The organism is Actinoplanes sp. NPDC048988, assembly GCF_043197815.1.
Taxonomy (GTDB): Bacteria; Actinomycetota; Actinomycetes; order Mycobacteriales; family Micromonosporaceae; genus Actinoplanes.
The window spans coordinates 16,936-42,141 of sequence record NZ_JBICTW010000031.1 but is presented as its reverse complement, the minus strand read 5'-3'; the positions used below and the strand labels follow the sequence as shown (position 1 = coordinate 42,141).

The 25,206-nt window shown below is 70.5% G+C and carries 26 protein-coding genes; 15 read left to right on the top strand and 11 right to left on the bottom strand.

The window, feature by feature from the left end:
* Nucleotides 1-16: 16 nt before the first annotated feature.
* The 5 genes from ACGFJ7_RS46200 to wecB all read left to right on the top strand — a co-directional run bounded on the left by ACGFJ7_RS46200 (nucleotide 17) and on the right by wecB (nucleotide 8,092).
* Nucleotides 17-3,412: an Ig-like domain-containing protein gene (locus tag ACGFJ7_RS46200; RefSeq protein WP_392648826.1), complete on the top strand. Its 3,396-nt coding sequence runs from the start codon at nucleotides 17-19 to the stop codon at nucleotides 3,410-3,412.
* 313 nt (nucleotides 3,413-3,725) lie between these two features.
* Entirely contained in the window at nucleotides 3,726-4,910 is a 1,185-nt protein-coding gene (locus ACGFJ7_RS46195; protein ID WP_360257882.1) for a hypothetical protein, read from the top strand.
* Entirely contained in the window at nucleotides 4,907-5,692 is a 786-nt protein-coding gene (locus ACGFJ7_RS46190) for a WecB/TagA/CpsF family glycosyltransferase (RefSeq protein ID WP_360257885.1), read from the top strand. The genes ACGFJ7_RS46195 and ACGFJ7_RS46190 overlap by 4 nt, the downstream gene beginning before the upstream one ends.
* Nucleotides 5,693-5,705: 13 nt before the next feature.
* Nucleotides 5,706-6,962: a nucleotide sugar dehydrogenase gene (locus ACGFJ7_RS46185; RefSeq protein ID WP_360257887.1), complete on the top strand. Its 1,257-nt coding sequence runs from the start codon at nucleotides 5,706-5,708 to the stop codon at nucleotides 6,960-6,962.
* Entirely contained in the window at nucleotides 6,962-8,092 is a 1,131-nt protein-coding gene (wecB, locus tag ACGFJ7_RS46180) for a non-hydrolyzing UDP-N-acetylglucosamine 2-epimerase (protein ID WP_360257889.1), read from the top strand. The genes ACGFJ7_RS46185 and wecB overlap by 1 nt, the downstream gene beginning before the upstream one ends.
* Nucleotides 8,093-8,153: 61 nt before the next feature.
* Here wecB and ACGFJ7_RS46175 read toward each other — a convergent pair whose 3' ends face one another.
* The 3 genes from ACGFJ7_RS46175 to rfbA form a co-directional block, all read right to left on the bottom strand.
* On the bottom strand, nucleotides 8,154-9,632 hold the full coding sequence (locus tag ACGFJ7_RS46175; protein ID WP_360257891.1) for a sugar transferase: 1,479 nt from the start codon (nucleotides 9,630-9,632) through the stop codon (nucleotides 8,154-8,156).
* A gap of 306 nt (nucleotides 9,633-9,938) precedes the next feature.
* Entirely contained in the window at nucleotides 9,939-10,568 is a 630-nt protein-coding gene (locus tag ACGFJ7_RS46170) for a dTDP-4-dehydrorhamnose 3,5-epimerase family protein (RefSeq protein ID WP_360257893.1), read from the bottom strand.
* A complete protein-coding gene (rfbA, locus tag ACGFJ7_RS46165; protein WP_360257896.1) occupies nucleotides 10,565-11,440 on the bottom strand; it encodes a glucose-1-phosphate thymidylyltransferase RfbA in 876 nt (291 codons plus the stop codon). Before rfbA ends, ACGFJ7_RS46170 begins: the two co-directional genes overlap by 4 nt.
* 46 nt (nucleotides 11,441-11,486) lie before the next feature.
* Here rfbA and rfbB point away from each other — a divergent pair, with 46 nt between their 5' ends.
* The 3 genes from rfbB (at nucleotide 11,487) to ACGFJ7_RS46150 (ending at nucleotide 13,540) form a co-directional block, all read left to right on the top strand.
* Nucleotides 11,487-12,449 (top strand): dTDP-glucose 4,6-dehydratase, encoded by a 963-nt coding sequence (rfbB, locus tag ACGFJ7_RS46160; protein WP_360257898.1) that lies wholly within the window; start codon nucleotides 11,487-11,489, stop codon nucleotides 12,447-12,449.
* Nucleotides 12,449-13,282: a dTDP-4-dehydrorhamnose reductase gene (gene rfbD / locus ACGFJ7_RS46155; protein WP_392648822.1), complete on the top strand. Its 834-nt coding sequence runs from the start codon at nucleotides 12,449-12,451 to the stop codon at nucleotides 13,280-13,282. The genes rfbB and rfbD overlap by 1 nt, the downstream gene beginning before the upstream one ends.
* A gap of 105 nt (nucleotides 13,283-13,387) precedes the next feature.
* Entirely contained in the window at nucleotides 13,388-13,540 is a 153-nt protein-coding gene (locus ACGFJ7_RS46150; protein WP_360257902.1) for a hypothetical protein, read from the top strand.
* Nucleotides 13,541-13,614: 74 nt separating this feature from the next.
* Here ACGFJ7_RS46150 and ACGFJ7_RS46145 read toward each other — a convergent pair whose 3' ends face one another.
* The 5 genes from ACGFJ7_RS46145 to ACGFJ7_RS46125 all read right to left on the bottom strand — a co-directional run bounded on the left by ACGFJ7_RS46145 (nucleotide 13,615) and on the right by ACGFJ7_RS46125 (nucleotide 16,884).
* Nucleotides 13,615-14,097, bottom strand: a complete 483-nt coding sequence (locus ACGFJ7_RS46145) for a cupin domain-containing protein (RefSeq protein ID WP_360257904.1) — start codon at nucleotides 14,095-14,097, stop codon at nucleotides 13,615-13,617.
* 21 nt (nucleotides 14,098-14,118) lie between these two features.
* Nucleotides 14,119-14,646, bottom strand: coding sequence for a phosphoesterase PA-phosphatase (locus ACGFJ7_RS46140; RefSeq protein ID WP_360257907.1), 528 nt, complete (start codon nucleotides 14,644-14,646; stop codon nucleotides 14,119-14,121).
* Between the two features lie 390 nt (nucleotides 14,647-15,036).
* Nucleotides 15,037-15,603: a hypothetical protein gene (locus ACGFJ7_RS46135; RefSeq protein WP_392648818.1), complete on the bottom strand. Its 567-nt coding sequence runs from the start codon at nucleotides 15,601-15,603 to the stop codon at nucleotides 15,037-15,039.
* Nucleotides 15,554-16,579 carry a B12-binding domain-containing radical SAM protein gene (locus ACGFJ7_RS46130; RefSeq protein WP_392648815.1) on the bottom strand — a complete coding sequence of 342 codons (1,026 nt, stop codon included), beginning with the start codon at nucleotides 16,577-16,579 and terminating at the stop codon, nucleotides 15,554-15,556. Before ACGFJ7_RS46130 ends, ACGFJ7_RS46135 begins: the two co-directional genes overlap by 50 nt.
* The gene (locus tag ACGFJ7_RS46125; protein WP_392648812.1) at nucleotides 16,549-16,884 is read right to left on the bottom strand and encodes a hypothetical protein; all 336 of its coding nucleotides are present in this window, start codon (nucleotides 16,882-16,884) and stop codon (nucleotides 16,549-16,551) included. Before ACGFJ7_RS46125 ends, ACGFJ7_RS46130 begins: the two co-directional genes overlap by 31 nt.
* 89 nt (nucleotides 16,885-16,973) lie before the next feature.
* On the opposite strand from ACGFJ7_RS46125, the gene ACGFJ7_RS46120 reads away from it, so the two are divergent.
* The 4 genes from ACGFJ7_RS46120 to ACGFJ7_RS46105 all read left to right on the top strand — a co-directional run bounded on the left by ACGFJ7_RS46120 (nucleotide 16,974) and on the right by ACGFJ7_RS46105 (nucleotide 20,412).
* Entirely contained in the window at nucleotides 16,974-18,359 is a 1,386-nt protein-coding gene (locus tag ACGFJ7_RS46120; RefSeq protein ID WP_360257914.1) for an amino acid permease, read from the top strand.
* 4 nt (nucleotides 18,360-18,363) lie between these two features.
* The gene (locus ACGFJ7_RS46115) at nucleotides 18,364-19,242 is read left to right on the top strand and encodes a hypothetical protein (RefSeq protein WP_392648810.1); all 879 of its coding nucleotides are present in this window, start codon (nucleotides 18,364-18,366) and stop codon (nucleotides 19,240-19,242) included.
* Between the two features lie 52 nt (nucleotides 19,243-19,294).
* On the top strand, nucleotides 19,295-19,666 hold the full coding sequence (locus ACGFJ7_RS46110) for an Asp23/Gls24 family envelope stress response protein (protein WP_360257919.1): 372 nt from the start codon (nucleotides 19,295-19,297) through the stop codon (nucleotides 19,664-19,666).
* A 74-nt stretch (nucleotides 19,667-19,740) separates the two neighbouring features.
* The gene (locus ACGFJ7_RS46105) at nucleotides 19,741-20,412 is read left to right on the top strand and encodes a type 1 glutamine amidotransferase domain-containing protein (RefSeq protein WP_360257921.1); all 672 of its coding nucleotides are present in this window, start codon (nucleotides 19,741-19,743) and stop codon (nucleotides 20,410-20,412) included.
* Here the strand turns inward: ACGFJ7_RS46105 and ACGFJ7_RS46100 are convergent.
* Nucleotides 20,409-21,257 (bottom strand): universal stress protein, encoded by an 849-nt coding sequence (locus tag ACGFJ7_RS46100; protein WP_360257924.1) that lies wholly within the window; start codon nucleotides 21,255-21,257, stop codon nucleotides 20,409-20,411. The genes ACGFJ7_RS46105 and ACGFJ7_RS46100 overlap by 4 nt on opposite strands.
* Nucleotides 21,258-21,398: 141 nt before the next feature.
* Between ACGFJ7_RS46100 and ACGFJ7_RS46095 the strand changes: the two genes are divergently transcribed.
* Nucleotides 21,399-21,695: a hypothetical protein gene (locus ACGFJ7_RS46095; protein WP_392648805.1), complete on the top strand. Its 297-nt coding sequence runs from the start codon at nucleotides 21,399-21,401 to the stop codon at nucleotides 21,693-21,695.
* Nucleotides 21,696-21,845: 150 nt separating this feature from the next.
* Here ACGFJ7_RS46095 and ACGFJ7_RS46090 read toward each other — a convergent pair whose 3' ends face one another.
* Entirely contained in the window at nucleotides 21,846-22,034 is a 189-nt protein-coding gene (locus ACGFJ7_RS46090) for a hypothetical protein (RefSeq protein WP_392648802.1), read from the bottom strand.
* 334 nt (nucleotides 22,035-22,368) lie between these two features.
* On the opposite strand from ACGFJ7_RS46090, the gene ACGFJ7_RS46085 reads away from it, so the two are divergent.
* Together ACGFJ7_RS46085 and ACGFJ7_RS46080 are read left to right on the top strand one after the other, a co-directional pair.
* The gene (locus ACGFJ7_RS46085; protein WP_360257934.1) at nucleotides 22,369-22,830 is read left to right on the top strand and encodes an Lrp/AsnC family transcriptional regulator; all 462 of its coding nucleotides are present in this window, start codon (nucleotides 22,369-22,371) and stop codon (nucleotides 22,828-22,830) included.
* 41 nt (nucleotides 22,831-22,871) lie between these two features.
* Nucleotides 22,872-24,176, top strand: a complete 1,305-nt coding sequence (locus tag ACGFJ7_RS46080) for an MFS transporter (protein WP_392648799.1) — start codon at nucleotides 22,872-22,874, stop codon at nucleotides 24,174-24,176.
* Here ACGFJ7_RS46080 and ACGFJ7_RS46075 read toward each other — a convergent pair.
* Nucleotides 24,167-25,174, bottom strand: a complete 1,008-nt coding sequence (locus ACGFJ7_RS46075) for a hypothetical protein (protein WP_392648796.1) — start codon at nucleotides 25,172-25,174, stop codon at nucleotides 24,167-24,169. The two genes, ACGFJ7_RS46080 and ACGFJ7_RS46075, sit on opposite strands and share 10 nt — an antisense overlap.
* Between the last annotated feature and the right edge of the window lie 32 nt (nucleotides 25,175-25,206).

Here is a 25,206-nt window from a genome sequence, read left to right as displayed (position 1 = left end):
TTCTGGGGAGAAATGCGTGCACGGAACACTTAGGCGCGTTTTCGGGATCGCTCTGCCGGTCGTGGTCTCGCTGGCCGGGCTGGCCGCCCCGGCCGGCGCGGCGACGACCCCCAAACCCGCTTCCCTACCCGATCCGACAGCCCGCGGACCGTACGGTCACCAGGTCATCCAGGAGGCCAAGTTCGGCCTCGCGACCATCCAGGAGCCCAACTCCGACGGCGCGGCGCCCACGGCGGGCACGTCGCAGGCGCCGATGGACGTCGAGATTCGCGGCCAGCTCTCCATGCCCGACTGGAAGAAGCGCACCCAGCCGTCCCCGCTGATCGTGCTGGTGCACGGCAACCACGGCTCCTGCGACTCCGGTCAGGACTCCGCCACAGCGACGTGCGCGCAGTACAAGCACAACGAGAGCGGCTACGCTTACCTGGCCGAGAACCTGGCCACGTGGGGCTACACCACGTTCTCCATCTCGCAGGACCAGCTGATGATGCGGCAGGACAACAACAAGGGCAAAGGCATGCACAACCGCCGCATGCTCCTGTCGGCCGCCCTCGACGCCATCACCGCCGCCAACAAGGCCAAGGGCCTGCCGGTCGACGAGCACACCACTGTCGGCAAGGCGCTGGCCGGTCACCTCGACCTGACCCGCATCGGCCTGATGGGCCACTCGCGCGGCGGCGACGCGGTCACCAACTTCCTCGACTACAACCGCATCCGTACGGACGGGCCGCGCTACCCGATCAACGGCGTCATCTCGCTGGCGCCGACCGACTACGAGCGCAAGGCGCCGTACGGCCTGCCGTTCATGACGATCCTGCCGATGTGCGACGGCGACGTCTCCAACCTGATGGGCGCGCGGGAGTTCGAGCGTTCCCAGTACGTCAACCCCGGCGACCCGTTCCCGCGGATCCAGGTGCAGCAGCTCGGCGCCATCCACAACTGGTACAACTCGGTCTGGTACGCCGACGGCGGCGCCGACGGGCAGGCGAACAACGACGCCGCGTGCGGCAACTCGGCCCCGTTCGCGACCAACAACATCCACCCGAAGAACCTGCGGCTCAGCGGCGCCGGCAGCTACACCGACCCGGCCCGGAACTACGCGATCGACAACTCCGACCCGCTCAACCCCGCGAAGAACACCAAAATCTCGGGTGACCCGGCGCGGATGGGCGACCAGGAGAAGCTCGGCCTGGCCACGATGGCCGCGTTCTTCCGGCGCTACATCGGCGGCGAGGGCGCCTTCGAGCCGTACATGACCGGCGAGCTGTCGAACACCTCGTCGAAGCTCCAGGTGCCGGCCGGCGCCTGCCCCACCAGCCCGTCGGGGACCGCGATCCCGTGCGAGGAGCGGGTCAACACCACCTATTTCGCCGGCGCCGGCTCCCGGGTCGACCTGATCCGTCCCGAGACGGAGAATCCGCTGACGCTCAACGCGCTCGGCGGTTCCCTGGCCGGGCAGGGCTTCGCCGACCCGTACGCCCAAGCGGCCGGTGTGACCACCAAGCCGGCGGCGACCTCGCAGGGCTTCGACTGGTGCAACCCGGAGCCGCAGGACTTCGCGCCGGCCCAGCTCGGCAAGACCGGCCTGCCGCCGGCCGCCAAGCAGTGCCCGCTGCCGGCCGCGACCGCGCTCGGCGGCCAGAACGGCACCCGGGAGAACGCGCCGATCAACCACTCGTACGGCCGTCAGCTCACCCTCGCCTGGGAGCAGGGCTCGGCCGCCAAGCTGACCGCGCGGATCCCGGCCGCCTCGAAGAACATGAAGGGCCTGGAGGCGCTGGCGCTCGACGCCGCGGTGAACTTCTTCGACACCCGCAACCCGGGCGCGGACAACCGCGGTGACAACACTCGTGACACGACGGTGAACGGCACCGCCGCCGGCCCGGTGTGGCCCAACGAGAAGCCCACCTCGTACGACCCGGCCTCGACCACCCAGAACTTCGTCATCGCGCTGAAGGACACGGCCGGCCGTGAGGCCGTCGTCGCGGCCGGCGACCCGCGCTGGGGCAACGCCCTGCACATGTCGACCGGTACGAACACCCCGAACACGCACATCGTGCTCGACCAGATCCGGGTGCCGCTGAGCGAGTTCGCCCGGCAGGGCCTCGACGTGGGCTCGCTGGCCTCGCTGGAGCTGCGCTTCGGCACCGGCGCGATGCCCACATCGGGCTCGATTCAGCTGGCCGACGTGCGCTTCCAGGAGAGCGCCTCCGGCGCGCAGATCCTCTCGGACGGTGTCAGCAAGGCGAACGGCGCCGGCTACGGGCGCTACAACCTCGGTGGTACGACGCCGGCGGCCACCCTGGCCGCGTACGACAACTCGCCCGGCAACGTCGCGCTGAAGGACAGCGGCACCGTCTGGACCGTCGACGACGACCGCCAGCAGTGCCCGAACGCGCAGTTCACGTCGGTCCAGACGGCCGTCGACCACGCGTCGCCGTGGGACACCGTCGTTGTCTGCCCAGGCACCTACCAGGAGTCGTCGACCCCGGTGAACCACGCCTCCAACCCGGTGCAGGCCGGGGCGAAGAACGGTCTCACCATCACCAAGCCGCTCAAAATCAAGGGAGCCGGCGCCGACAAGGTGGTCATCGAGCCCGACCAGTCGCTGACGACCCTGGCCGGCGACCAGCCGTACCTGCGCGACGGCGGCGGCAACGTCATCACGGTGTCGCGGCAGTCGCTCGGCTCGACCGACACCAATGAGATGTTCGTCGACATCTCCGGCGTCACGGTCACACCGGGCAAAGTGGAGGCCGAGGCCGGTGTCGCCTATTTCGGCGCGGCCGGTCGCCTGAGCAACAGCGTCGTCAAGGGCGGCGGCTGGGGAGTCGTCAAAACCGGAGTGATTCAGGGATCCGGCCCGTCGACGGTCGAGAGCGAACTCACCGTCACCGGCAGCGTCGTCACCGGCGGCGTCCTCTTCGACGGAGCGCGCGGAAAGGACGGCGCCCCGGAGAACACGGTCCGTAGCGGTATCCGCAACCACGGCTACGTGAGCCGGACGGTCGTCACCGGACCCGTGAAGTTCACCTACGGAGCCGACGGTTTCGTGAAGGACAGCCGGGTCACCGGTGGTGTGGTCCTGACCGACGCCGGCACGGTGAGTACTCCCAAGCCGCGCCGTCTGCCGACGGGTGTGGGCAAGGTGGCCGACGCCCGCCCGGCGGCCGCGATCGTCGACGCCGCGCACCCGCTGGTGCGGGCCACCGACGACTTCGGGGTACGGTCGGTGACGCTCCTGGCCGACGGGGTCAAGGTGGGGACCACATCCGTTTCCCCGTACGCGTTCTCGTGGACACCCCCGGCTCGGTACGCCGGCCGTAAGGTGACCCTGCGGGCCGTGGTCACCGACTCCTCCGGCCACGTCGGGGTGTCCGCGCCGTCGACGATGACGGTCCCCCGGCGGTAGGTTCGCTGAACTTCGTTCGACGAGGAGGGCCCGCCGTACGGCGGGCCCTCTTTCGCTGTCTCGGCCATCGTCCGAAGGTGTGAGAGCGCGGTCCGAAACGTCGAATCCGTAGTGACCATTCTGAAAGAGGCGTCTGCCGTACGGTCGGAGTAAACGGAAGCCTCCGCGCGAATCGCCCGTAACGGCGAGTCAGCAACCCGTCATACCTTCCCGTGGGTGGATCGTCCTCAGTAGCCTCAGCGTCGGCCACGCAAAAAACGTTGGCGGGCACCCTGTTCCAGCCCGCCGGTCGCCCTGCCTCCGGAAGGACGCCATGACGTCAGCACCAGCGAGATACGTCCACCTCGACGGCGAGACGATCGACCTGACCAATCGGCTTCTCGCGCTCGCGTCGCGCGGATTGCCCACGATGTACCGCACCGAAACGGACGAGTTCGCGTTCACTCGAGTATTCACCGCCGAAAATGGCGCGGTGAGTGCGCATTTGTCCGGAACGAGCCTGCGCTACGCCGCGATCGTGGCGCTCGGCGTCGCCTGGCTCCCGGCCGACCAGGTACCCGCCCTGCTCGGCGGCCACGACCTGGAGAAGTACGTGGCGCTGCTCGTCGACCGGCAGGCGACGAGCACCAACCTCGGCGACATCGCGCTCGTCGCCTGGGCCGCCGCCCAGATCGGGCACCCGCGGCTGCCCGAGGCGCTGGAGCGGCTGCGGGCCTTCGACCGGCGCACCGCCGCCGAGTACGTGGTGGAGGCGTCCTGGGTCGTCGCCGCGCTCGCCACCGCCCGCAAGCAGGCCGATGTGGAGGACCACCTCGCGCAGGCCCGCCGGCGGCTTCTCGACAGCGTCCGGCCCGGCAGCCCGCTGTTCCCGCACGCGACCGGCCCCGGCCTCGTCAAGCCCTACCGCGACCACGTCGCCTGCTTCGCCGACCAGGTCTACCCGATCCAGGCGCTGGCCCGGCTGCACCACTCGGCCGACGGCGGCGACGCCGAGGCCCTGCGGGCGGCCCGCACCACGGCCGACCAGATCTGCCGCCTCCAGGGCCCGGACGGCCAGTGGTGGTGGCACTACGACGCCCGCACCGGCGAGGTCGTCGAGGGCTACCCGGTCTACACCGTCCACCAGCACGCGATGGGCCCGATGGCGCTGCTCGACCTGGCCGAGGCGGCCGGCGGCATCAGCGACTTCGACGAGCCGATCCGCAAGGGCCTGCTGTGGCTGCTCGGCCCGGCCGAGCTCGGCGACACGGAGAACCCGATGCTGCTCGACGACGAGGGCCTTACGGTCCGGAAGGTCTTCCGTGGCGATCCGCGCAAAATCGTGCGCGCGGCCCACACGGTCACGACCCGGGCCAAGTCGGGTCTGAAGCTCTCGGTCATCGACCGGGTCTACAAGCCGCTCTCGCTCGACCGCGAGTGCCGGCCGTACGAGTTCGGCTGGCTCTACTTCGCCTGGCTCGCCTCCGTGGAGGTTCCGGCGGAAGGGATCGCGCGATGAGCACCACGGCCACCAGCTCCGAGGCGCGCCGCGACCTGTTCGGCATGCCGCTGGACGCGCTCACCCTGGAGGAGACCGTCCAGCGCTGCCTCGACTCGGTCGGCAAGGGCGAACTGCTGGAGGTCGGCGTCGTCAACGCCGCCAAAATCGTCAAGATGCGCGGCGACGAGGCCCTGCGCGACGCGGTGACCGGCTGCGGTCTCATCGTCGCCGACGGCCAGTCGGTGGTCTGGGCCAGCAAGGTGCTGCGCCGGCCGCTGCCCGAGCGGGTCGCCGGCATCGACCTGTTCCAGCGGCTCATGTACATGGCGGAGCTGCGCGGCCACTCGGTCTACTTCCTCGGCGCCAAGCCCGACGTCCTCGAGACCATGGTCGAGCGGATCCGCAAGCAGCACCCGAAACTGAAGATCGCCGGCTACCGCGACGGCTATTACGCCGCCGAGGAGTCGGAGGCGGTGGCCGACGGCATCAAGGCCAGCGGGGCCGACCTGCTCTTCCTCGGCATGACCTCACCCAAGAAGGAGGTCTTCGTCGCCACCCACGGCGCCCGCACCGGCGCCAAGGTCGTGCACGGCGTCGGCGGCTCCTTCGACGTGCTGGCCGGTGTGGTCAAGCGCGCGCCGGCCGCCTGGCAACGGGTGGGCTGCGAATGGCTTTACCGGGCACTGCAGGAGCCGCGCCGTCTCGGCCGCCGCTACCTGACCACCAACGTGGCCTTCGTCGGGCTCGTCGCCCGCGAGTGGGTACGGACCGCGCGTACGCCGGCCGCCGAGCGCAACTGAAGGGGAAAGCACCATGCGAGTTGTCATCGCCGGTCAGGGCTACGTGGGACTGCCGCTGGCCGTCCGCGCGGCCGAGGTCGGTCACGAGGTCGTCGGCTTCGACGTCGACACCGTCCGCGTCGGCCGTCTCGTCGAGGGGGAGTCGTACGTCGAGGACATCCCGGCCGAGCGGCTGCGAGCCGTGCTGGCCGGCGGGAAGTACCGGCCCAGCACCGATCCGGCCGACTGCGCCGGCTTCGACATCGCGGTCATCACGGTGCCGACGCCGCTGCGCGACGGTGCGCCCGACCTGTCGTACGTCGAAGCCTGCTCCGAGATGCTCGGCGGGCACCTGCGCCCCGGAGCGCTGGTCGTGCTGGAGTCGACCACCTACCCGGGCACGACCGAGGAGGTCGTCCTGCCGATCCTGGAGAAGGAGTCCGGCCTGACCGCCGGCACCGACTTCCAGCTCGGCTTCAGCCCCGAGCGGATCGACCCGGGCAACCAGAACTGGAACCTGGTCAACACGCCGAAGGTCGTCTCCGGCCTCGACGAGGCGTCGCTCAAGCGGGTCAAGGAGTTCTACGACAGCGTCGTGGAGACCACCGTGACCGTCTCCTCGATGCGCGAGGCCGAGCTGGCCAAGCTCATCGAGAACACGTTCCGGCACGTGAACATCGCGCTGGTGAACGAGATCGCGATGATCTCGCACGACCTCGGCATCGACGTGTGGCAGGCGATCGACGCGGCCTCGACCAAGCCGTTCGGCTTCATGCGGTTCACGCCGGGCCCCGGCGTCGGCGGTCACTGCCTGCCGATCGACCCGTCCTACCTGTCGTGGCGGGTGCAGCGGGCCCTGGGCCAGAGCTTCCGCTTCGTCGACCTGGCCAACGACATCAACAACCACATGCCCGACTACGTGGTGCGCCGGCTCATGGAGGCGCTCAACCGCCGCCAGCGCTCGGTCTCCGGCAGCCGGATCCTGCTGCTGGGCCTGGCGTACAAGAAGAACACCGGCGACGCCCGGGAATCGCCCGCGGTCCGCGTCGTGCAGCTGCTGCGCCAGATGGGGGCGGAGGTCCGGGTGGCCGACCCGCACGTGGTCGAGGCCGTGCACGGCGCCGACGACCTCACCATGGTCACGGCCGACGCCGAGGAGGTGCGGGCGGCCGACGCGGTGGTGCTGCTGGCCGACCACGACGAGTTCGACTACGACATGATCGGCCGCGAGGCCTCGTGCCTGCTCGACACCCGCCGCCGGCTGTCCGGTGACACGGTCGAGGTGATCTGATGCCGCGGATCATCTGTGTGGCCGGGGCCCGGCCCAACTTCATGAAGGTCAAGCCGGTGATGGACGCGCTCGAGGCGCGCGGCGCCGAGGTGGTGCTGGTGCACACCGGCCAGCACTACGACGCCGCGATGAACGACGTGTTCTTCACCGATCTGGGGCTGCGCAAGCCGGACCGCCACCTCGGCACCGGTTCGGGCAGCCACGCCGAGCAGACGGCCCGGGTGATGCTCGCCTTCGAGCCGCTGGTCGACGAGCTCGAGCCGGACGCGGTGGTGGTGGTCGGCGACGTCACCTCGACGCTGGCCTGCGCGCTGGTGGCGGCCAAGGCCGGCATCACCGTGGCCCACGTCGAGGCGGGCCTGCGCAGCCGCGACTGGAGCATGCCGGAGGAGGTCAACCGGCTGGCCACCGACCGGCTCAGCGACCTGCTTTTCGCCCCGTCGCCGGACGGCGTCGACAACCTGCGGGCCGAGGGCTACCACTCCGACCAGATCCACCTCGCCGGCAACGTCATGATCGACACGTTGCACGCGAACCTGGACCGGGCGCTCGGCTCGGACGCGCTGCACCGGCACGGGCTCACCCCGGGCGGGTACGCGCTGGCGACCCTGCACCGGCCGGCCAACGTGGACTCGCCCGAGATCCTGGGCGCGCTGCTGGGCGCCTTCGGCGAGGTGGCCAGGGAACTGCCGGTGATCCTGCCGGTGCACCCGCGCACGGCCGCCCGCCTCGAGACGGCCGGCCTGCCCGAGGGCATCCGGCTGATCCCGCCGGCCGGCTACCTCGACTTCATCGCCCTGCAGGCGTCGGCCCGCCTGGTGCTGACCGACTCCGGCGGCATCCAGGAGGAGACCACGGCGCTCGGCGTGCCCTGCCTGACCACGCGCGACTCGACCGAGCGCCCGATCACCCTGACCGAGGGCACGAACATCCTCGTGGGCCGCGATCCGGAGCTCATCGTGGCCACGGCCCGCCGGGTCCTGGCCGACCCGCCGGCCAAGAGGGCCCCGGCCCTCTGGGACGGCCACGCCGGCGACCGCATCGCCGACGTGCTGCTCGCACACCTGGCCGCGCCGGTCCGGCTGCGCCCGACCGACGCCCGGGACACGGCGGTCGGCACGCCCGCCTGACTGGCAAGGGAAAACGGCCCGGCCCCCGCGAGGGGGACCGGGCCGCTTTTCTCTGTCGTCCTCAGTACGCGCCTGAGCTGCGGGCCACGGCGCTGACCGTGCGGGCCAGGATGGCCAGGTCCATGGAGAGGGACCAGTTCTCGACGTACGTGAGGTCGAGCCGGATCGACTCCTCCCAGGACAGGTCGGAGCGGCCGGAGACCTGCCACAGGCCGGTCAGGCCGGGCTTGACCACGAGCCGGCGCAGCATGTCGGACGGGTAGCCGGCCACCTCACGGGCGAGCGGCGGGCGGGGGCCGACCAGCGACATGTCGCCCTTGAGGACGTTGAACAGCTGGGGCAGCTCGTCGATGGAGAAGCGGCGCAGCCACCGGCCGATCGGGGTGATCCGCGGGTCCTTGCGCATCTTGAAGAGCTCGCCGTCGGTGTCGTTGAGGTTGCGCAGCTCGATGAGGCGGGCCTCGGCGTTCACCACCATGGTGCGGAACTTGTACAGGGTGAACAGCTGACCGTCCTTGCCGACGCGCTCCTGGCGGAAGATGGCCGGCCCGCGCCCGCGGGGGTCGAACGCCACCATGGCCGCCACCACGGCCAGCACCGGGGAGGCGAGCAGCAGCAGCACGAAGGCGCCGACGCGGTCGAAGGCGGCCTTGACGAGCCGGGCGCTGCCCTTGAGCCGCGGGTGTTCGACGTGCAGCATCGGCAGGCCGTCGACCGGGCGGATCGTCGTGCGGTCGCCCGCCACGTCGACCAGGGTGCTGGCCACGATGAGGTCGACGTCGTCGCGTTCGAGCTGCCAGGCCAGGCGCCGCAGGGCCGGGCCGTCGATCTCGGGGCAGGAGAGGACGACCACGGTGTCCGCGTCGGAGCGGGCGACCGCGGCGGCCACGCCGTCGAAGGTGCCGTAGACGGGTGGGAGACCGAGCACGAAGCCGCCGCGGCTCGGGCCGGGGGGCAGGCAGGCCCCGATGACGTCGAGGCCGTGGTGGCGCTCTCGGCCCAGCCGGCGGGCCATGTCGGCGACCGCCCGCTCGTGGCCGACCAGGATGACCCGGTGCAGGTGCCGGCCGCGGGCCCAGGTGCGGTGCAGGAGCTGCCGCAGCGCGAATCGGCAGGCGAGGCTGACGGCCACCGCCAGGGGCATCGCGATAATGACGTAACCGCGGGCCAAACGCAGGTCGAAGGAGAACGAAACAATGGCCAGGACCGCGGTCAGCGCCAATCCGGAACGAAATACCCGGGCGTACTCGTCGGTGCCGACGAACAGGTGACGTGGCTCATACGCCCGGTTGAGCGTGAGGCAGGCCAGCCACGCCACAGGAATGAGAAATGTCAATAGAAAATAGCCGGTGGCGAAGGGGTCGCGGTTCGGCGTGCCGAAGCGCAGCAGCAACGCCGAGTTCGCGGCGGCCAGTCCCACGGCGAAGTCGATGAGGTAGAGGGCCAGCACGTACTTGTTCTGCCACCCGCTGCGGGCCCGGCCCGCTCGGGGACGGCCGTTGAGCTGCGGAACTCTGTCACTGAGGTCAAGGGTCGACACTGAATCGACTGTCTGCACTCCGTGCCTCCGTCATCGACTTTCATCTATCCATGGTCCGGGCCTCGACGTATCGGACATGCCGGACACGCGGCGCTGCGGGTTACCCGCCGGACACACACGAGAAAGAATTTCGAACGGACGGCCGTTCGCGCTACGCCTTTCCGTGTGAGTCCGATGACGGTTCGGATGAGGGTGCCGAAGAAACGCGGTCCAAAGTGGTCACATCGGACTATCTTCGGTTCTCGTCGTGCATCGCCGCACACCGCCGCGGAAATGCGCGCCACATACCAACCGCATGGCCCCCGGTCAATCGTCCGGCGGGGATGGTTGAATGTCTTGAACCCGACGCAGGGTTGCGGTGAATTCCCGGCACTCGTCGTATCGCGGCAGCAGCCCCGCCGCCCGTGCCTCGGCCAGCGTCGGCGCCGCCGCGTCCTTCGGCGAGAGCAGCGGCGTGCCGGCCGGCCAGTCGATGCCGAGCTCGTCGTCGAGCGGGTGCACGCCGTGCTCGTGGCCGGGACGGTAGGTGGCCGAGCACAGGTAGGCGACTGTCGCGTCGTCGGTCAGCGCGCAGAACGCGTGGCCCAGACCCTCGGCCAGATAGACCGCGCGGCGCTCGACGTCGTCGAGCGGCACGGCCTCCCAGGCGCCGAAGGTGGGCGAGCCGACCCGCAGGTCGACCACCACGTCCAGGACCGAGCCCGACACGCACGTCAGGTATTTCGCCTGCCCCGGTGGCACGTCGGCGAAGTGGACGCCGCGCACGACGTCGCGCGCCGAGGTGGAGAGGTTGGCCTGCCTCAGATCCAGCGCGTGACCCACGGCCTCGGCCAGGCGGTCGAAGCGGTACCACTCGAGGAACGTGCCACGGTCGTCGCCGTGCTGCACGGGGGTGACCTCCCACGCGCCCTCGATGCTCAAGGGGCGGATCTTCACCGGGGACCTCCCATGTCCAGCAGGCGTTCAAGATACTGGCCGTAGCCGCTCTTGAGAAGCGGCTGGGCCAGCTCACGCAACCGGGTGTCGCCGATGAAACCCAGCCGCCACGCGGCCTCCTCGACGCAGCCGATTTTCAGGCCCTGCCGCTCCTCGATGACCCGTACGTACTCCGAGGCCTGGACCATCGACTGGAAGGTGCCGGTGTCGAGCCAGACGGTGCCCCGGTCGAGCACTGTGACGTCCAGCCGGCCCTGGCGCAGGTACTCCTCGTTGACGGCGGTGATCTCGAGTTCGCCGCGCGCGCTGGGCTCGAGCTTCTCGGCGATGCGCACCACGTCGGCGTCGTAGAAGTAGAGCCCGGGTACGACGTACGTGGACTTGGGTTTCTCGGGTTTCTCCTCGATCGAGAGGACCTTGCCCGCCTCGTCGAACTCGACGACGCCGTAGCGCTCCGGGTCGGCCACCGGATAGGCGAAGACGCGGCCACCCGCGGGCTCGGCGAAGCGGGTGAGCTGACGGCCGAGGCCGACGCCGTGGAAGATGTTGTCGCCCAGGATCAGCGCCACCGGTTCGTCGCCGACGAAGTCGGCCCCGATGCGGAAGGCCTGCGCGATGCCCTCGGGGCGCGGCTGCACCGCGTACGTCAGCGACAGGCCGAACTGGGAGCCGTCGCCGAGCAACCGCTCGAAGTGCGGCTGGTCCTCGGGCGTCGTGATGATCATGATCTCCCGGATCCCGGCCGACACCAGGGTGGTCAGCGGGTAGTAGATCATGGGTTTGTCGAAGATCGGCATGAGCTGCTTGGACATGGCCATGGTGATGGGCCAGAGACGTGAGCCGGTTCCCCCGGCGAGCAGAATTCCTCGCACCCGCGCAGGTTACGCAGAGTGCGGCGCACGTCTACACTCGCCAGCCGTGCACATTTTCGTGACCGGTGGTGCCGGTTTCATCGGATCGGAGTACGTCCGCGCCGTCCTTCAGGACGAATACGCCGACGTCACCGTGCTCGACCTCCTGTCCTATTCGGGCAATCGGGCCAATCTGCCGGTGTCGCATGAGCGACTCCGCTTCGTCCAGGGCGATATCGGCGACGCCGCGCTGCTTCGCGAACTTCTGCCCGGACACGACGCGATCGTCCATTTCGCGGCCGAGTCCCATGTGGACCGCTCGATTCAGAGCGCCACGCCGTTCGTCACCACCAACGTGCTGGGCACGCAGGTGCTGCTCGACGAGGCCCGGCATGCCGGAGTCGGGCGGTTCCTGCACGTTTCGACCGACGAGGTGTACGGGTCGATCGACGAGGGCTCGTGGACCGAGACCTGGCCGCTGGCGCCGAACTCGCCGTACGCCGCCTCCAAGGCCGGCTCCGACCTGATGGCCCTGGCCGCCCACCGCACGCACGGCATGGACGTGGTGGTGACCCGCTGCTCCAACAACTACGGCCACTACCAGTTCCCGGAAAAGGTCATCCCGCTGTTCGTCACGAATCTGCTCGACGGCAAGCAGGTTCCCCTGTACGGCGACGGCGGCAACGTCCGGGACTGGCTGCACGTCTCCGACCATGTCCGCGGCATCCAGCTCGCCCTGACCAAGGGCCGCGCGGGCGAGGTCTACAACATCGGCGGCGGCACCGAGCTGTCCAACCGTTCGCTGACGCAGATGCTGCTGGACGCCTGCGGCGCCGGGTGGGACATGGTCCGCCCGGTCGAGGACCGCAAGGGCCACGACCGCCGCTACTCGCTCGACATCACCAAAATCTCCGAGGAGCTGGGGTACGCGCCGGCGGTCACCCTCGAGGCCGGCCTGGCCGCGACGGTCGAGTGGTACCGGTCGAACCGCGAGTGGTGGGAGCCGCTCAAGGCCCGGGCCGGCCTCTGATGCGCTGGCTCGTCACCGGCGCCGGCGGCATGCTCGGCCGCGACCTGGTCCTCGCTCTGCGCGAATCCGGTCAGACGGAGGTCGTCGCCGCGACCCGGGCTTCGCTCGACATCGCCGACGAGGCGGCCGTGCGCCAGGCGGTCGAGGGCGCTGACGTGGTCCTCAACGCCGCCGCCTGGACCGACGTCGACGGCGCGGAGGCGAACGAGGAGGCGGCCACCGCGGTCAACGGGCACGCGGTAGCGGTGCTGGCCGCGGCCGCCGGCAAGCGCCTCATCCACGTCTCGACCGACTACGTCTTCGACGGTACGGCCACCTCGCCGTACCCCGAGGACGCCGGTGCGGCCCCGGTGAACGCCTACGGCCGGAGCAAGGCCGTGGGGGAGCGGGCGGTCCTGGCCGCCGGCGGCTCCGTCGTGCGCACGGCCTGGCTCTACGGCGAACACGGCAACAACTTCGTGCGGACGATGCTGCGCCTGGCCCGCGAACGCGACACCGTCGACGTGGTGGACGACCAGACCGGGCCGCCCACCTGGTCGTACGCCCTGGCCCGGCAGTTGGTCGCCCTGGGCCGGTCGCCGGCGGCGCCCGGCGTCTACCACGGCACGGCGGCCGGCTCGACCACCTGGTTCGGGCTGGCTCAGGCGGTCTTCGCCGAGGCCGGTCACGACCCTTCCCGCGTACGGCCGACGACGAGCGACCGCTTCGTCCGCCCGGCCAAGCGCCCGTCCTACAGCGTCCTCGGCCACGCCCGCTGGGCCGAGACCGGCGTGGCCCCGCTGCCCGAATGGCGCCCGATGCTCCAGGAGGCGATGCCGTCCCTGCTGCGCTGACCCCGCCCGGCATGACCGAGATCGACCATGGCACGCCGGGAGCGTACCGGCGCTTCTCGCTGCCGGTGGGTTCCGGCCGGCCGCCCGGCTTGCCAGAATGCCGGTATGGACGATGAGGAACGGATCGGCCGGCGCGCCTTCTTCGGGCGGGTGCTGCTCGCGGCGGGCGGCGTCGCCACGGTGCTCACCCTCTCCGGCTGCCCCGGCGGCGACGGGGACGACGACGATGACGACGGCGACGACGGGGACGACGACTGACCGGCTGTCAGGCCGTCGCCGCGGATTTCGGTCACGGGCCGGGACGGCGATCGCGCCCCGGCCCGCGTGACGGATCACAGCCAGATGTTGTCGTGCTCCAGATAGAAGGCTGCCTTCTCCTCGTCGCTCATCTCGTCCAGATGGGCCAGCCCCTCGAAGTAGCCCTCCCGGGGCGCGCCCGGTGAGAAGTGCAGCAGCATCGAGACCGGGGCGCCGGAACGGTTCTTGAAGGCGTGCACGCCGCCCGGTGGCACGTGCACGTAGTCGCCCGGCGACGCCTCGATCCAGCGTTCGCCGTTGTAGATGCTCATGACGCCGTTGAGAATGTAGAAACTCTCGGCCAGCGTGTGATGGAAATGCGGGTCGGGGCCGGTGACGCCGGGACCGCACTCCCAGCGGTAGAGGCCGAACAGGCCGTTGGTCGAGGCACCGGTGGACAGATAGTGCACGCGGGTGCCGTTCGTCGGATAGACGAGCTCCGGGGCGGTGCCGTCCGGGCGGTAGGTCGCGCTGACCTCGCCCTTGTCCCCGTGATACAGCGGCGGAGGATACGTCATGACCTGATTGTCCCCCGTCGATCAGCGCAGCGCGGGGAAGACGATGCCGGCAATCAGCGCGCCGGTGAGCGTCCCGGCGACGACCTGGGCCGGCGTGTGCGCGGTGAGCCGCACGCGGGACCAGCCGATCAGGGGCAGCAGCAGGGCGCTGAGCAGCGCCCACGGCCCGTACACGACGACCAGGACGGCGACCGTGCCGGCGGCGACACCGGCGTGGATGGACATCTTCCAGAACGCGGTGACGGCACCGAAGACCAGCAGGCCGGCCACGCCGGCGATCATCAGCGCGAGCAGCGACCGGGGCGCCCCGAGCAGAATCAGCGCGGTCAGCCCGACGGCCACCGAGCCCACCCCGAACAGCAGGGGCGCGCGGCGGTGGGCGCGCTCGGGGATGTGATGGTCGGCCCAGTCGCCGCGTCGCACGCCCCGGAAGACGTACGCCATGGGAATGCCCGCCGTGAAGACGGCCGCCGGCACACCCCACCACCCGCCCACCACCAGCAGAAGGGCGGTGACCAGCACCGCCGGGGCGAAGACTTCGGTAATCACACGGGCCAGCGTCTCGGTCCCCGAACGGGCGCCTTGTTGCAGTGTCACCCGCAGAACGATAGGTCCCGCCCGTGCCCGGTACGCCGAAACCATGACCAACCACACCGCGCGCAGCCCGTCCGGGCCTCTACCCCCTCCAGTGGCCGGCGACCAGCGGCCCCCGGCAGCCCTCCTGCGATGTGGCCGAGACCGCAATCATGAGAACCGGCAGATAGACGAGTTCCCACCGCCCGGAATCTCCGGGATTCAGTCCCGTGGTGAGTACGTACGCGGTCGACGCATTGCGTCCGAGGTCTAACGCACAAATGACGCCGGACTTGGGAAAAAGGTTTTGGGGGGCTTACCTCTTCCCCTCTTCTGACTTTTCTCCCTGGTCATGGGCATAGGTGGTCAGCCTCGTCGCGAATCCGAGCAGGATGGCGGCGATCGCCTTGCGGCTGATCGGCGGATCATCGTTGCATTCATCACGAGGGGGTATTCAGCGTATGCGACTGCGGCGATCAACACGAAGGCCATGCCGAAGGACCGCGTCACGACGTAGGTGTAACTCACGCCGATGTCCTCCGGCCTGACCCCGACGGTGGAATAGAACTGGTAGTAGGCCGCGAACAATATTGCAAAGGCCGCAATTCCGACTACCCCGAGCCCTTTTGCCAGCGTGTCGATGCCGGTGCCGGGCAGATCGATTCGGGTGGTCTGGGGTGTGATGTCGACGGTGATCGTGCCGAAGGAATCGGGATGCTGTAGCGCGTCATCGATTACCGCCAGAGACGTCTTGAGTTCCGCTTCCTTCTGGGCCTCTACCTGATCGTGAGAAAGGCCCAGCTTGTGAAGCTGTTCCGCGAAGAACGTCTCTGCCGCTTCGCTGAGGAGCGCGGAGCGGGCCTCGTTTGAGCGGCGCTGGTCGTCAACGGGCCCGGGGGAGGATTCGCTGGCGGAGCTGTTCGGCTCTGGCATGCTGGGCATGCGTACGGGACTCCTGAGTTCGGATCTTCGGGATGGGCGGGGACTGGCCGCGCCAGGAAAGGGCGTGTTCGAGTAGGGGGAGGGCTCGCAGCACCTGACCGGATCTGATCAGGGCGTCCCAGAGGGGTTCGAACTTCTTCCAGCCGCCGGCGTAGGCCAGGTGGCGCAGGCGGGAGCGGGGTGGCTTTCCGGCGGCGCCGCGCCAGATCGAGCGCCAGCGGTAGAAGTCGCGGTAGGCGCGCCAGTGACCCTCCTCGAGCTGGGTGGCGGTCATGCCCCGGGGCTCGTAGACCACGTGCCGGGTGTCGTAGCGGTCCCAGTCGCGGTGCAGCAGGCGGGGCTCCATGCGCTTGTACAGGGCCGTGCCCGGATACGGCGTCATGATGTGGAACGTCGCGGTCTCCAGGCCGTGGTCGACGCCCCACGCCACCGTGCGGTCGAAGACGTCGGGGGTGTCGTCGTCCATGCCGAAGACGAAGCTGGCGTTGATCATGACGCCGCTGTCGTGGAGGCGGCGGACGACGGCGCTGTAGTCGCGGCCCACGTTCTGGCGTTTGCGCTGGGCGGGCAGGTTCGCCGCGTTGATGGTCTCCAGGCCGACGAACATGCTGCGCAGGCCGGCGTCGGCCGCCTTTTCGAGCAGGCCGGGGGCGAGTACGGCGTCGACCGTGCTCGCCGCCTGCCACACGCGGCCCATGCCGCGCATGCCGTCGAACAGGGCCGTGGCGAACCGCTTGTTGCCGAACAGGTGGTCGTCGAGGAAGTACAGGTGCTTGCCGGGCAGGCGGTCGATCTCGGCCAGCGCGTCGTCGACCAGCTGCGTGTAGAACGACTTGCCGCCGGTGAAGAACGCGTCCTTGTAGCAGAAGTCGCAGTGGTGCGGGCAGCCCCGGGTCACCACGATCGAGTTCGGTACGAGGTAGCGGTGCCGCTGGATCAGGTCCCGGCGGATCGGCGGGAGGCCCACGAGCGTACGGCGGGAAGAGGTGTATCTGCTCGCGAAAGCCCCCCGGCGGAAGTCGGCCAGGAACTCCGGCCACGTGTCCTCGCCCGGGCCGAGGTGAGGTAGACCTGGATGACCACGAGGTCGGGGGTGTCGTCGTCCACGTCGAGCGTGGACACGTGTTCGTCGAGGATGCGCACTTCGTCGTCGGGGGAGAGGTGGGCCGCGAGCGTGGCCAGCCCGAGCGGCGGGAAGAGCGAATACTTGATCGGGCGGAACAGCGGGCTGGTGGCCTCGGTCAACGCGGGCAGGATCATCGTGACGCGCATGCCGGGAACGCTAGGGATCGGGCGCGGAGGTCGGGTGGCCGATCTGTGAAGGTCTAGCGCATTTACGTGTGTTGATGCAAGGTGAGGGAATGGAGGGCATCTTCCGGCGCAAGCCCGTCGAGGACATGGACGACGAGCGCGGCACCGACCTGCAGCGCTCGCTCGGGTTGTGGCAGCTCACCGCCATCGGGGTGGGTGGCATCATCGGCGCCGGCATCTTCGCGCTGGCCGGGGCCGTGGCGCACGAGACGGCCGGCCCGGCGGTCCTGATCTCGTTCCTCATCGCGGGCATCGCCTCGGCGGCGGCCGCCCTGTCGTACGCCGAATTCGCCGGGATGATCCCGAAGGCCGGCTCCGCGTACACGTACGGCTATGTCGTCCTGGGTGAGATCGTCGGCTGGTTCATCGGATGGGATCTGCTGCTCGAGTACACGGCGATCGTGGCCGTGGTGGCCATCGGCATCTCCGGCTACTTCTCGTTCCTGGTCGGCGAGCTCGGCCTCGACCTGCCGGCCTGGATGCTCGGCGCCCCGGGCAGCGGCGACGGGCACGTGGTGGACCTCTTCGCGATGATTCTGTGCCTCCTGATCGCGTACCTCCTCAATCAGGGCATCCGGGCGGCGGCCCGGGCCGAGACGGTGGTGGTGGGCATCAAGATCTTCGTGGTCCTGCTGGTGGTGGTCGTCGGGTTCTTCCACATCAACACCGGCAACTACTCGCCGTTCTTCCCGTTCGGCTGGAGCGGTGCGGTCACCGGCGCCGCCACCGTCTTCTTCGCGGTGTTCGGGTACGACGCGATGAGCACCGCGGCCGAGGAGAGCAAGGACGCGCGGCGCCACCTGCCCCGCGCGATCATCTACTCGCTGGCCATCTCCATGGTGCTGTACGTGCTGGCCACCCTCGTGCTCACCGGCATGCAGAACTACCGGGACATCGACCCCGAGAGCGGCTTCTCGTCGGCGTTCGCCGCGGTCGGCCTCTCCGGGCTGGCCGACGTGATCGCGGTCGGCGCCATCATCGGCATCCTCACCGTCATGTTCACCTTCATGCTCGGCGTGACCCGCGTGTGGTACTCGATGAGCCGCGACGGCCTGCTGCCGGCCTGGTTCGCCGGCCTGCATCCGCGCCGGCGCGTGCCGACCCGGGTGACCTGGATCGCCGGCGCCGCCTCGGCGATCATCGCGGGCTTCCTGCCGATCCGGGAGGCGGCCGAGCTCACCAACATCGGCATCCTGCTGGCCTTCGTGGTGGTCTGCGTGGCGATCATCGTGCTCCGCTACCGGCGTCCCGATCTGCCGCGATCGTTCAAGGTGCCGGGCATGCCGGTCGTCCCGGCGGTCGGCGTGCTCTTCTCGATCTGGCTCATCACGTTCCTCGACCCGGTCACCTGGCTCCGGTTCGTGATCTGGTTCCTGCTCGGTGCGGCCGTGTACTTCTTCTACAGCCGCCACCATTCGAAGTTGAACGATACTTAGCCGCGTGACCGACATCGTCAGCTTCGGGCCGGACAAGCCGCCCCGGCGTTTTCCCGTGGCGGTCGCGGTCGTCGGCGTACTCGCGCTGGCCGTCGCCTTCCTGTTCCTCAACCGCGACGGAGGCGAGCAGCCGGCTCCGGTCACCCTCACCCCTTCTTCCTGTACGGGGGTACCGGCCCGCGGCGCGCCCGCCGCGCTCACCGGCGCCTCGCCGGTCGCCATCGTGATCGACGGCGCCTGCGCCGCGGGCACCGGTCTCGAACGCCGCGACACCACGGCCGCCGGCGGCCCGTGGACGGTCCTGGTCCGGCGCGCGGGCGGCTCGCTCGGCCACGACGGCGCGGTGGTCACCTATCCCGTTTCCGGGGCGGCCTCCACCCGCCAGATGGTCGTCAAGGCGCTCGGCGCTGCGCACGTCCGGGTCCGCGGGGACCTGCCCGCGGCCGATCTGCGGGCGATCGCGGACCGGGTCCGGCTCTCCGGCGGGCGGCCGGTCGTCAGCCCGCCGCCGGGACTGTCCGTCGTCGCCTCCGGCACCTACCGCCCGGCGTCGATCCACGAGGTCCGGTACGGCTCGGCCGACGTGGGCGAGCGGGAGGCCCTGGGCGGCGGCCTGACCTTCACCGGGGTGGCCGCGGCCGGCGGGTACGAGGACCATCTCTACGCCACCGGTGACCTCACCTCGGTCTTCGGCGGCAACGCGGCGATCGCCTGGGAGCCGAAACCTGGCCTGATCGCCTTCATCGGCTACAGCGGCTCGGAGCGCACCGAGGCCGCCGACCAGGCGCTGCGACGGCTGGCCGCCCGGGCTCGGGCGATCAACGGCGACGGATGGCGGGCGATGACCCCGGTCGTCGCCCCGCAGAGCAACGACATTCCATGATCGTTGATACGCTGCCCGCGTTTCCGGCTGGGCGTTTCGGTGGGGGAGTGTCATGAGCGACGGCGTGACGGGTGTCAACAGCGTCTCCCGTGAGGTGGTCGAGAAGATCGCGGCGGCCGCGGCCCGCGAGGTGCCCGGCGTGGCCGACCTCGGCGGCGACGTGGCCCGCTTCTTCGACCGGGTGCTCGACCGGATCGGCCTGGACGAGGTCGGCGACGCCACCCGCGGCGTGCACGCGTCGGTCAAGGGTGCGACCGTCGAGGTCACCGTCGTGCTGGTGATCGCGGCCGGCGCCGTCGTGGCCGACGTCATCAAGGCCGTGCAGGCGGCGGTGTCGACGGCGGTCTCCGGCTTCGGCCTGACCGTGACCGGTGTGAACGTCAAGGTCGACGACATCGCGATGCCGGCCCAGCCGGGTTTGTGAGCCATCGGGAAACCGATCGCACGCATTCCTTGGACTATTGGCCGCTCGATGGGTGCCCGGCCTAGCGTTGAGGCATGTCGAAGATCTTGTTCATCATGACCGGCGCCGACGCGTGGACGCTCAAGGACGGCTCGAAGCACCCGACCGGCTTCTGGGCCGAGGAGGCCGCGGTTCCCTACCAGGAGTTCAAGAAGGCGGGTCACGAGATCGTCGTCGCGACGCCGGGCGGTGTGGTGTCGCCGGTCGACCAGGGCAGCCTGGCCGGGGACGCCGCGAAGTTCCGCGAGGTGCTCGACGCCGCCGACGAGTTCAAGCACCCGATCGCGCTGGCCGACGTGAACCTGGCCGACTACGCGGCGGTCTACGTGCCCGGCGGCCACGGCCCCATGGAGGACCTGGCCGTCGACGCCCGCTCCGGTGAGCTGCTGGCCGAGGCGCTGCGCGCCGGCACCCCGCTCGGCGTGGTCTGCCACGGCCCGGCCGCGCTGCTGGCCGCCGTCGACAGCGACGGCCGCAACGCGTTCGCCGGTTACCGGGTGACCGCCTTCACCAACGCCGAGGAGACCCAGGCCGGCAACGCCGACAAGGCGATCTGGCTGCTCGAGGACCGTCTCAACTCCGCCGGCGTCAAGGTCGAGGCCGGCGCGCCCTGGTCCTCGCACGTCGAGGTCGACCGCAACCTGGTCACCGGCCAGAACCCGCAGTCGTCCGAAGCCGTGGCCGAGGCCCTGCTCCAGCAGCTCTAGATCGGGGCGGCCGAGCGGTCGATCAGCACCGGGCAGTGCGCGTGGTGCAGCAACTGCAGGCCGGTGGACCCGAGCAGGGCCCCGCTGACGTTGCTGTGCCCGTGGCTGCCGACCACGACGAGCTGCGCCCTGGCCGAAGCGGCGACGAGGGCGGCGGCCGGGCTGTCGTGCGACAGCACGGTCGTGACCGGCACCCCCGGGTACTTCTCGATCCAGGGGGCGAGCTGCGCGGCGAGCTGTTCGCGCTCGGCGTCGTCGTCCTCGGGCAGGGGTACGGCGGTGGCCGGCACCCCCAGCCACAACGGCACCGCCGGGCGGACGGCGCGGACCACGGTCAGCCCCGTCCCCCGGGCCGCGGCCGCCTCGAAGGCGGTGGGCAGCATCGCGTCGGAGTCGTCGAGGCCGGTCACCACCGGGCCGGCGGGGGCGTCACGGCCCCGGACCACGACCACCGGGCACGGCGCCTGAAGGGCCATCTTGCGCCCGACCGAGCCGAGCAGCATCCCGGCGAAGCCGCCGTGGCCGCGGCTGCCGACCACCAGGAGCGCGGCTCCCGCGGAAGCTTCCCGGAGCCGGGGTACGGCGTACCCCGCAAGAACCTCGGTTTCGATCGTGATGCCCGGCTCGACGGCGCGGGCCCGGGCGTGTGCGGCGGCCACTGTCGTCTCGGCGAGGTTGCGCGCCACGTTCAGGTACTCGTCGCCGATCTCGTGCAGATCCCAGTCGTAGGCGAGCACGATCCGCAACGTCGTGCCCCGCCGCCGGGCCTCGCCCGCCGCCCACTCGACCGCCGCGGTGCCGCAGGCGGTGCCGTCCGTGCCGACGACCACTGCCGGATTCCTCATGGCCGTTCTCCCTTCCGTCCCCTTGATCGTCGGCCGTGCGGCCGGCGGGCGGCAGGGGCGATCTGCCCCGAGAGGGCGGGACCAAGGACCCTGTCGGCGTACGCCGTCCGCGACCAGGCTGGAGGGCGGAGGTGTTCGACGATGGTGGTCGCGGTGCTGGTCATCCTGCTGGCCCTGATGATCGGCGTGATGGTGTCCTGGTTCCGGGTCCTGCCCTCGGCGCCGCCGCTGCCTTCCGCGCCGTTCGCGTCCCCGGCCTCGGGCCCGGCCCCGGCCCTGGCCTCGCCCTCGCCCTCGCGCTCGCCCGAGAGCCTCGAGGGCGCCCTGGCCGCCCAGTTGGCGTCCGGCGCGATCACCCGGCCGCAATATCTGCGGGCCATGGGGTGGCTGGCGCTCCGCGAGCAGGAGCGCCACCCCATGGAACCAGGGCCGATCTGATGGATCACGCCGGGCTGCGGCATGGTCCAGGCGGCGCCTGACGGCGGCTGCGGAACACCCCCGTACGACCCCGGTATACGGCCGCCTCGAGGCCGACGCCAGCCATCCCCCTGACCTCGCCTCCGACCCAGGCGATCCGCCAGATGGGCCTTAGCGGACGGCCGCGGCCAGCCGCTCGACGCCGTTCGGGTCGGCCGTGGACGGCTGGAAGACCAGCTCGTCGGCGCCCAGATCGGCGAAGGCCCGGACGGCGGCGCGGGCGGCCTGGGCGCCGGCGGCGATGCTGCCGACGACGATGTCGCGGTATGCGGCGGGCGCCGTGCCGTAGTAGTCGGCCACGCCGGCCCGGCCCTGCTCGAGGTCGTCGAAGGCGAAGTAGTTGATGGCGATCAGCCGCGGCGATCCGTCACGGCCCGCCTTTGACCAGGCCTTGCGCGCGGCGTCGAAGTTACCGGCCAGCGTGGCGAACCCGGCGCGGTCGGCCCGGGCCGCGTACGCCGGGATGACGGCGGCGCCGATGTCGCGGACGTGATGGGGAAGTCCGATTCGATCTTCATGTCGTCGAAGACGCGGCGGGCCCGGCCGGGTTCAGGTGTCGTGATCCGCCCCACCCGCGCCGCACATTTGCCGAACATTTACCGACGCGCCGCCGGTTCTGCGGCATCATCGCCGGGTGACGAACGGCGGCGCTCTGAAAGAGCTGGACGAAACAGATCATGCGCTGCTCGAGGCCGTGCAGCGCGACGGCCGCGCAACCCTCAGTGACCTGGCCGGCGAGATCCGGCTCAGCGTCTCGGCGACCCGCGCGCGCCTGCGCGCCCTGGAGGACCAGCGGATCATCACGGCGTACGCGGCCCACGTCGACCCCGAGGCGGTCGGCTACCCGCTGCGCGCGGTGGTGCGGATGAGGATGGACGGCCCCTTGTTCGACACCCGGATCGCGACGGTTCTCGAGCGCCACCCCCAGATCGTGCGCTGCCTGCGGGTGACCGGCGAGTCCTGCTACATGATGGAGATCGTCGCCACCGGCCTGCGCGACCTGGAGGAGATCACCGACGACCTGGCCCAGATCGGTCCCATCACCACCGACCTGGTCTACGAGGTGATCGCCGACAAGCCCACTCCCGTGCCCTGAAGGGCTTGATTCAAGGGGCGATGTGACCTTGAGTGGTCACTGTGGAACTGACGTTGGTCGATCGAAGTGTGCGGCGGGGGCGGGTGGCGGCGTCGCTGGCCTTCCTCGGCTTCGGGACGGCGCTCGGAGTGTGGACGGCGCGCATTCCGGCGGTCAAGAGCAACCTCGGCCTCGGGGACGGGCGGCTCGGCGTGGCGCTGCTGGCGTTCGCCGCCGGCTGCATCGCGGGGATGGTGGTGATCGGGCGGCTCAGTGACCGGTTCGGCAGCGGCCGGGTGCTCGTACCGGCGATGGTCCTCGAGGGTGTTCTGCTCGTGCCGCCCGGGTTCGCCGGTGGGCTGACCGCCTTGTGTGCGGCGCTGTTCCTGTTCGGCGCGACGCACGGCACGCTCAACATCGCCATGAACGCCCACGCGATCGAGGTCCAGCGCGCGGCCGGCCGCCCCATCATGTCGTCGTTCCACGCCGTGTACAGCGTCGGCGGTTTCCTCGGCGCGATGATCGGCAGCCTGTTCGCCCGGTCCGGGGCCGGTGTGGGTCTCACCCTTCTGGCCGTCGGGGCCGGCGTTGTCGCGCTGGCCGTCTGGTCGGCGTCCTGGTTGCTCCCTTCGCGGCCCGCTTTCTCCGCCGCGCCGGCGTCCGTCTCCGCGCCGAACTCTTCCTCCTCACCGGCAGCTTCCTCCTCATCGGCAGCTTCCGCCGCGCCGGCGGCCGTCTCTCCACCGGCGTCTTTCTCTCCGCCGGCGTCTTCTTCTCCGCCAGGGCCTTCCTCCTCGGCGCGGGCTGGTGGGCGGCGGTCGCTGCGGCTGATGTTTCTCGGTGTTCTCGTGCTGTGCACGCTCGTCGGTGAGGGCGCGGCCGCCGACTGGAGCGCCGTCTACCTGCGGGACAATCTCGGAACCAGTGCGGGCGTCGCGGCGTACGGCTATGCCGCCTTCGCCGTCATGATGACCGCCGGCCGGGTCTTCGGTGACCGGCTGACCCGTACGCTCGGACCGGTTCTTCTCGTCCGCGTCAGCGGACTGCTCGCCGCCGTGGGCCTCGGCGTCGCCCTGCTGGTGAATCAGCCGCTCGCCGGCGTGGTGGGTTTCGGGCTGCTCGGCGCGGGCCTGTCCTGCATCGCGCCGCAGGTGTTCACCGCCGCCGGCGACCAGGATCCCGAGCGCGCCGGCCGGGCGCTGTCGACAGTGGTCAGCATCGGCTACCTGGGTTTCCTGCTCGGCCCGGTCCTGATCGGCGCCGCCGCCACCGTGGTCACCCTGCCCGTCGCGCTCGGAATCCCGGTGCTGCTGGCCGTTTTCGTGGCCGCGAGCGCCCCGGCCCTGCGCCCGCGCGATCAGCCGTAGAAATCGGCCACCGCGTGGAAGGCGGCCTTCGGCTCCCACGGCAGGTCCGGGTACGTCTCGCCCGTGCGGTCCTCGTAGACCTTCACGACGCCGTAGCTGGCCAGGTCGAGGTCGTCGCGCGGGTCGCCGTCCGGCCGGTGCACGTGGTCGCCGAGCGCGAAGATGAAGACGAAAGCGCTGTCCACGCCCTCGGCGTCGAAGACTTCGAGGGTTTCCCGCAGGTAGCCGGCCTGGCCCTCCTCGTCCCGCTCGTGGTCGCCGGTCAGCCGGGCCGGGCCGCCGTCCGGGTCGTACTCGACGATGTCGAGCGCTTCGGCTCCGACGTCGCCCGCACCCCGGAAGGTCGCCGAGCCGAACTCGGTGATCGCCACCGGCTTGCCCTGGGCGACCAGGGTCCGTACCCCCTCGGCGAACTGGTCCGCCACCCGCGCCGAGCGGTACAGATCCACGGCCACGAAGTCGAACGGCGTCCAGTCCACGCGCTCCAGCGGCACCGACGCGTACGTGAGCGGCCCGCGGAAATGCTCGCGCACCGCCGGCGCGGCCCGCCCGAGGAAGTCGTTGAGCCGTACGCTCAGACCGTCGATCGTTTCCCGTACGCCGTCCGGCCGGCGCAGCGACGCGACCCGTTCCCGGACGTCACCGCCCGGCAGGAACCCCGGGTTCATCAGGCTCAGCTCCGCCCCGGCGACGAAGACGACATCGCCGTGCAGTCCCGCCGCCCGTCGCGCGCAGTCGGCGAACAGCGCCAGCATCGCCCTCTCGCTCAGTTCCAGAGGGTACGGCGAGAACCACACCTCCAGCCCTTCGCGCAGCGCGATCGCCGCCGCCGCCTCGATCCGCTCCGGGTCGCCGCCGGTGATCCGAACCGCCGTGCAGTGCAGATCGGCCCTGATGATGCTGAGTTCCCGCGCCACCTGGCGCAGATCGAAGACCGGCCGCGAGGTACGCCCGTCCCGCACGAATCCGGTGTCGTAGGTGATGCCGCGACCGCGCATCAGCGTCCTCCTCGTTAGGTACGTTCAGTACC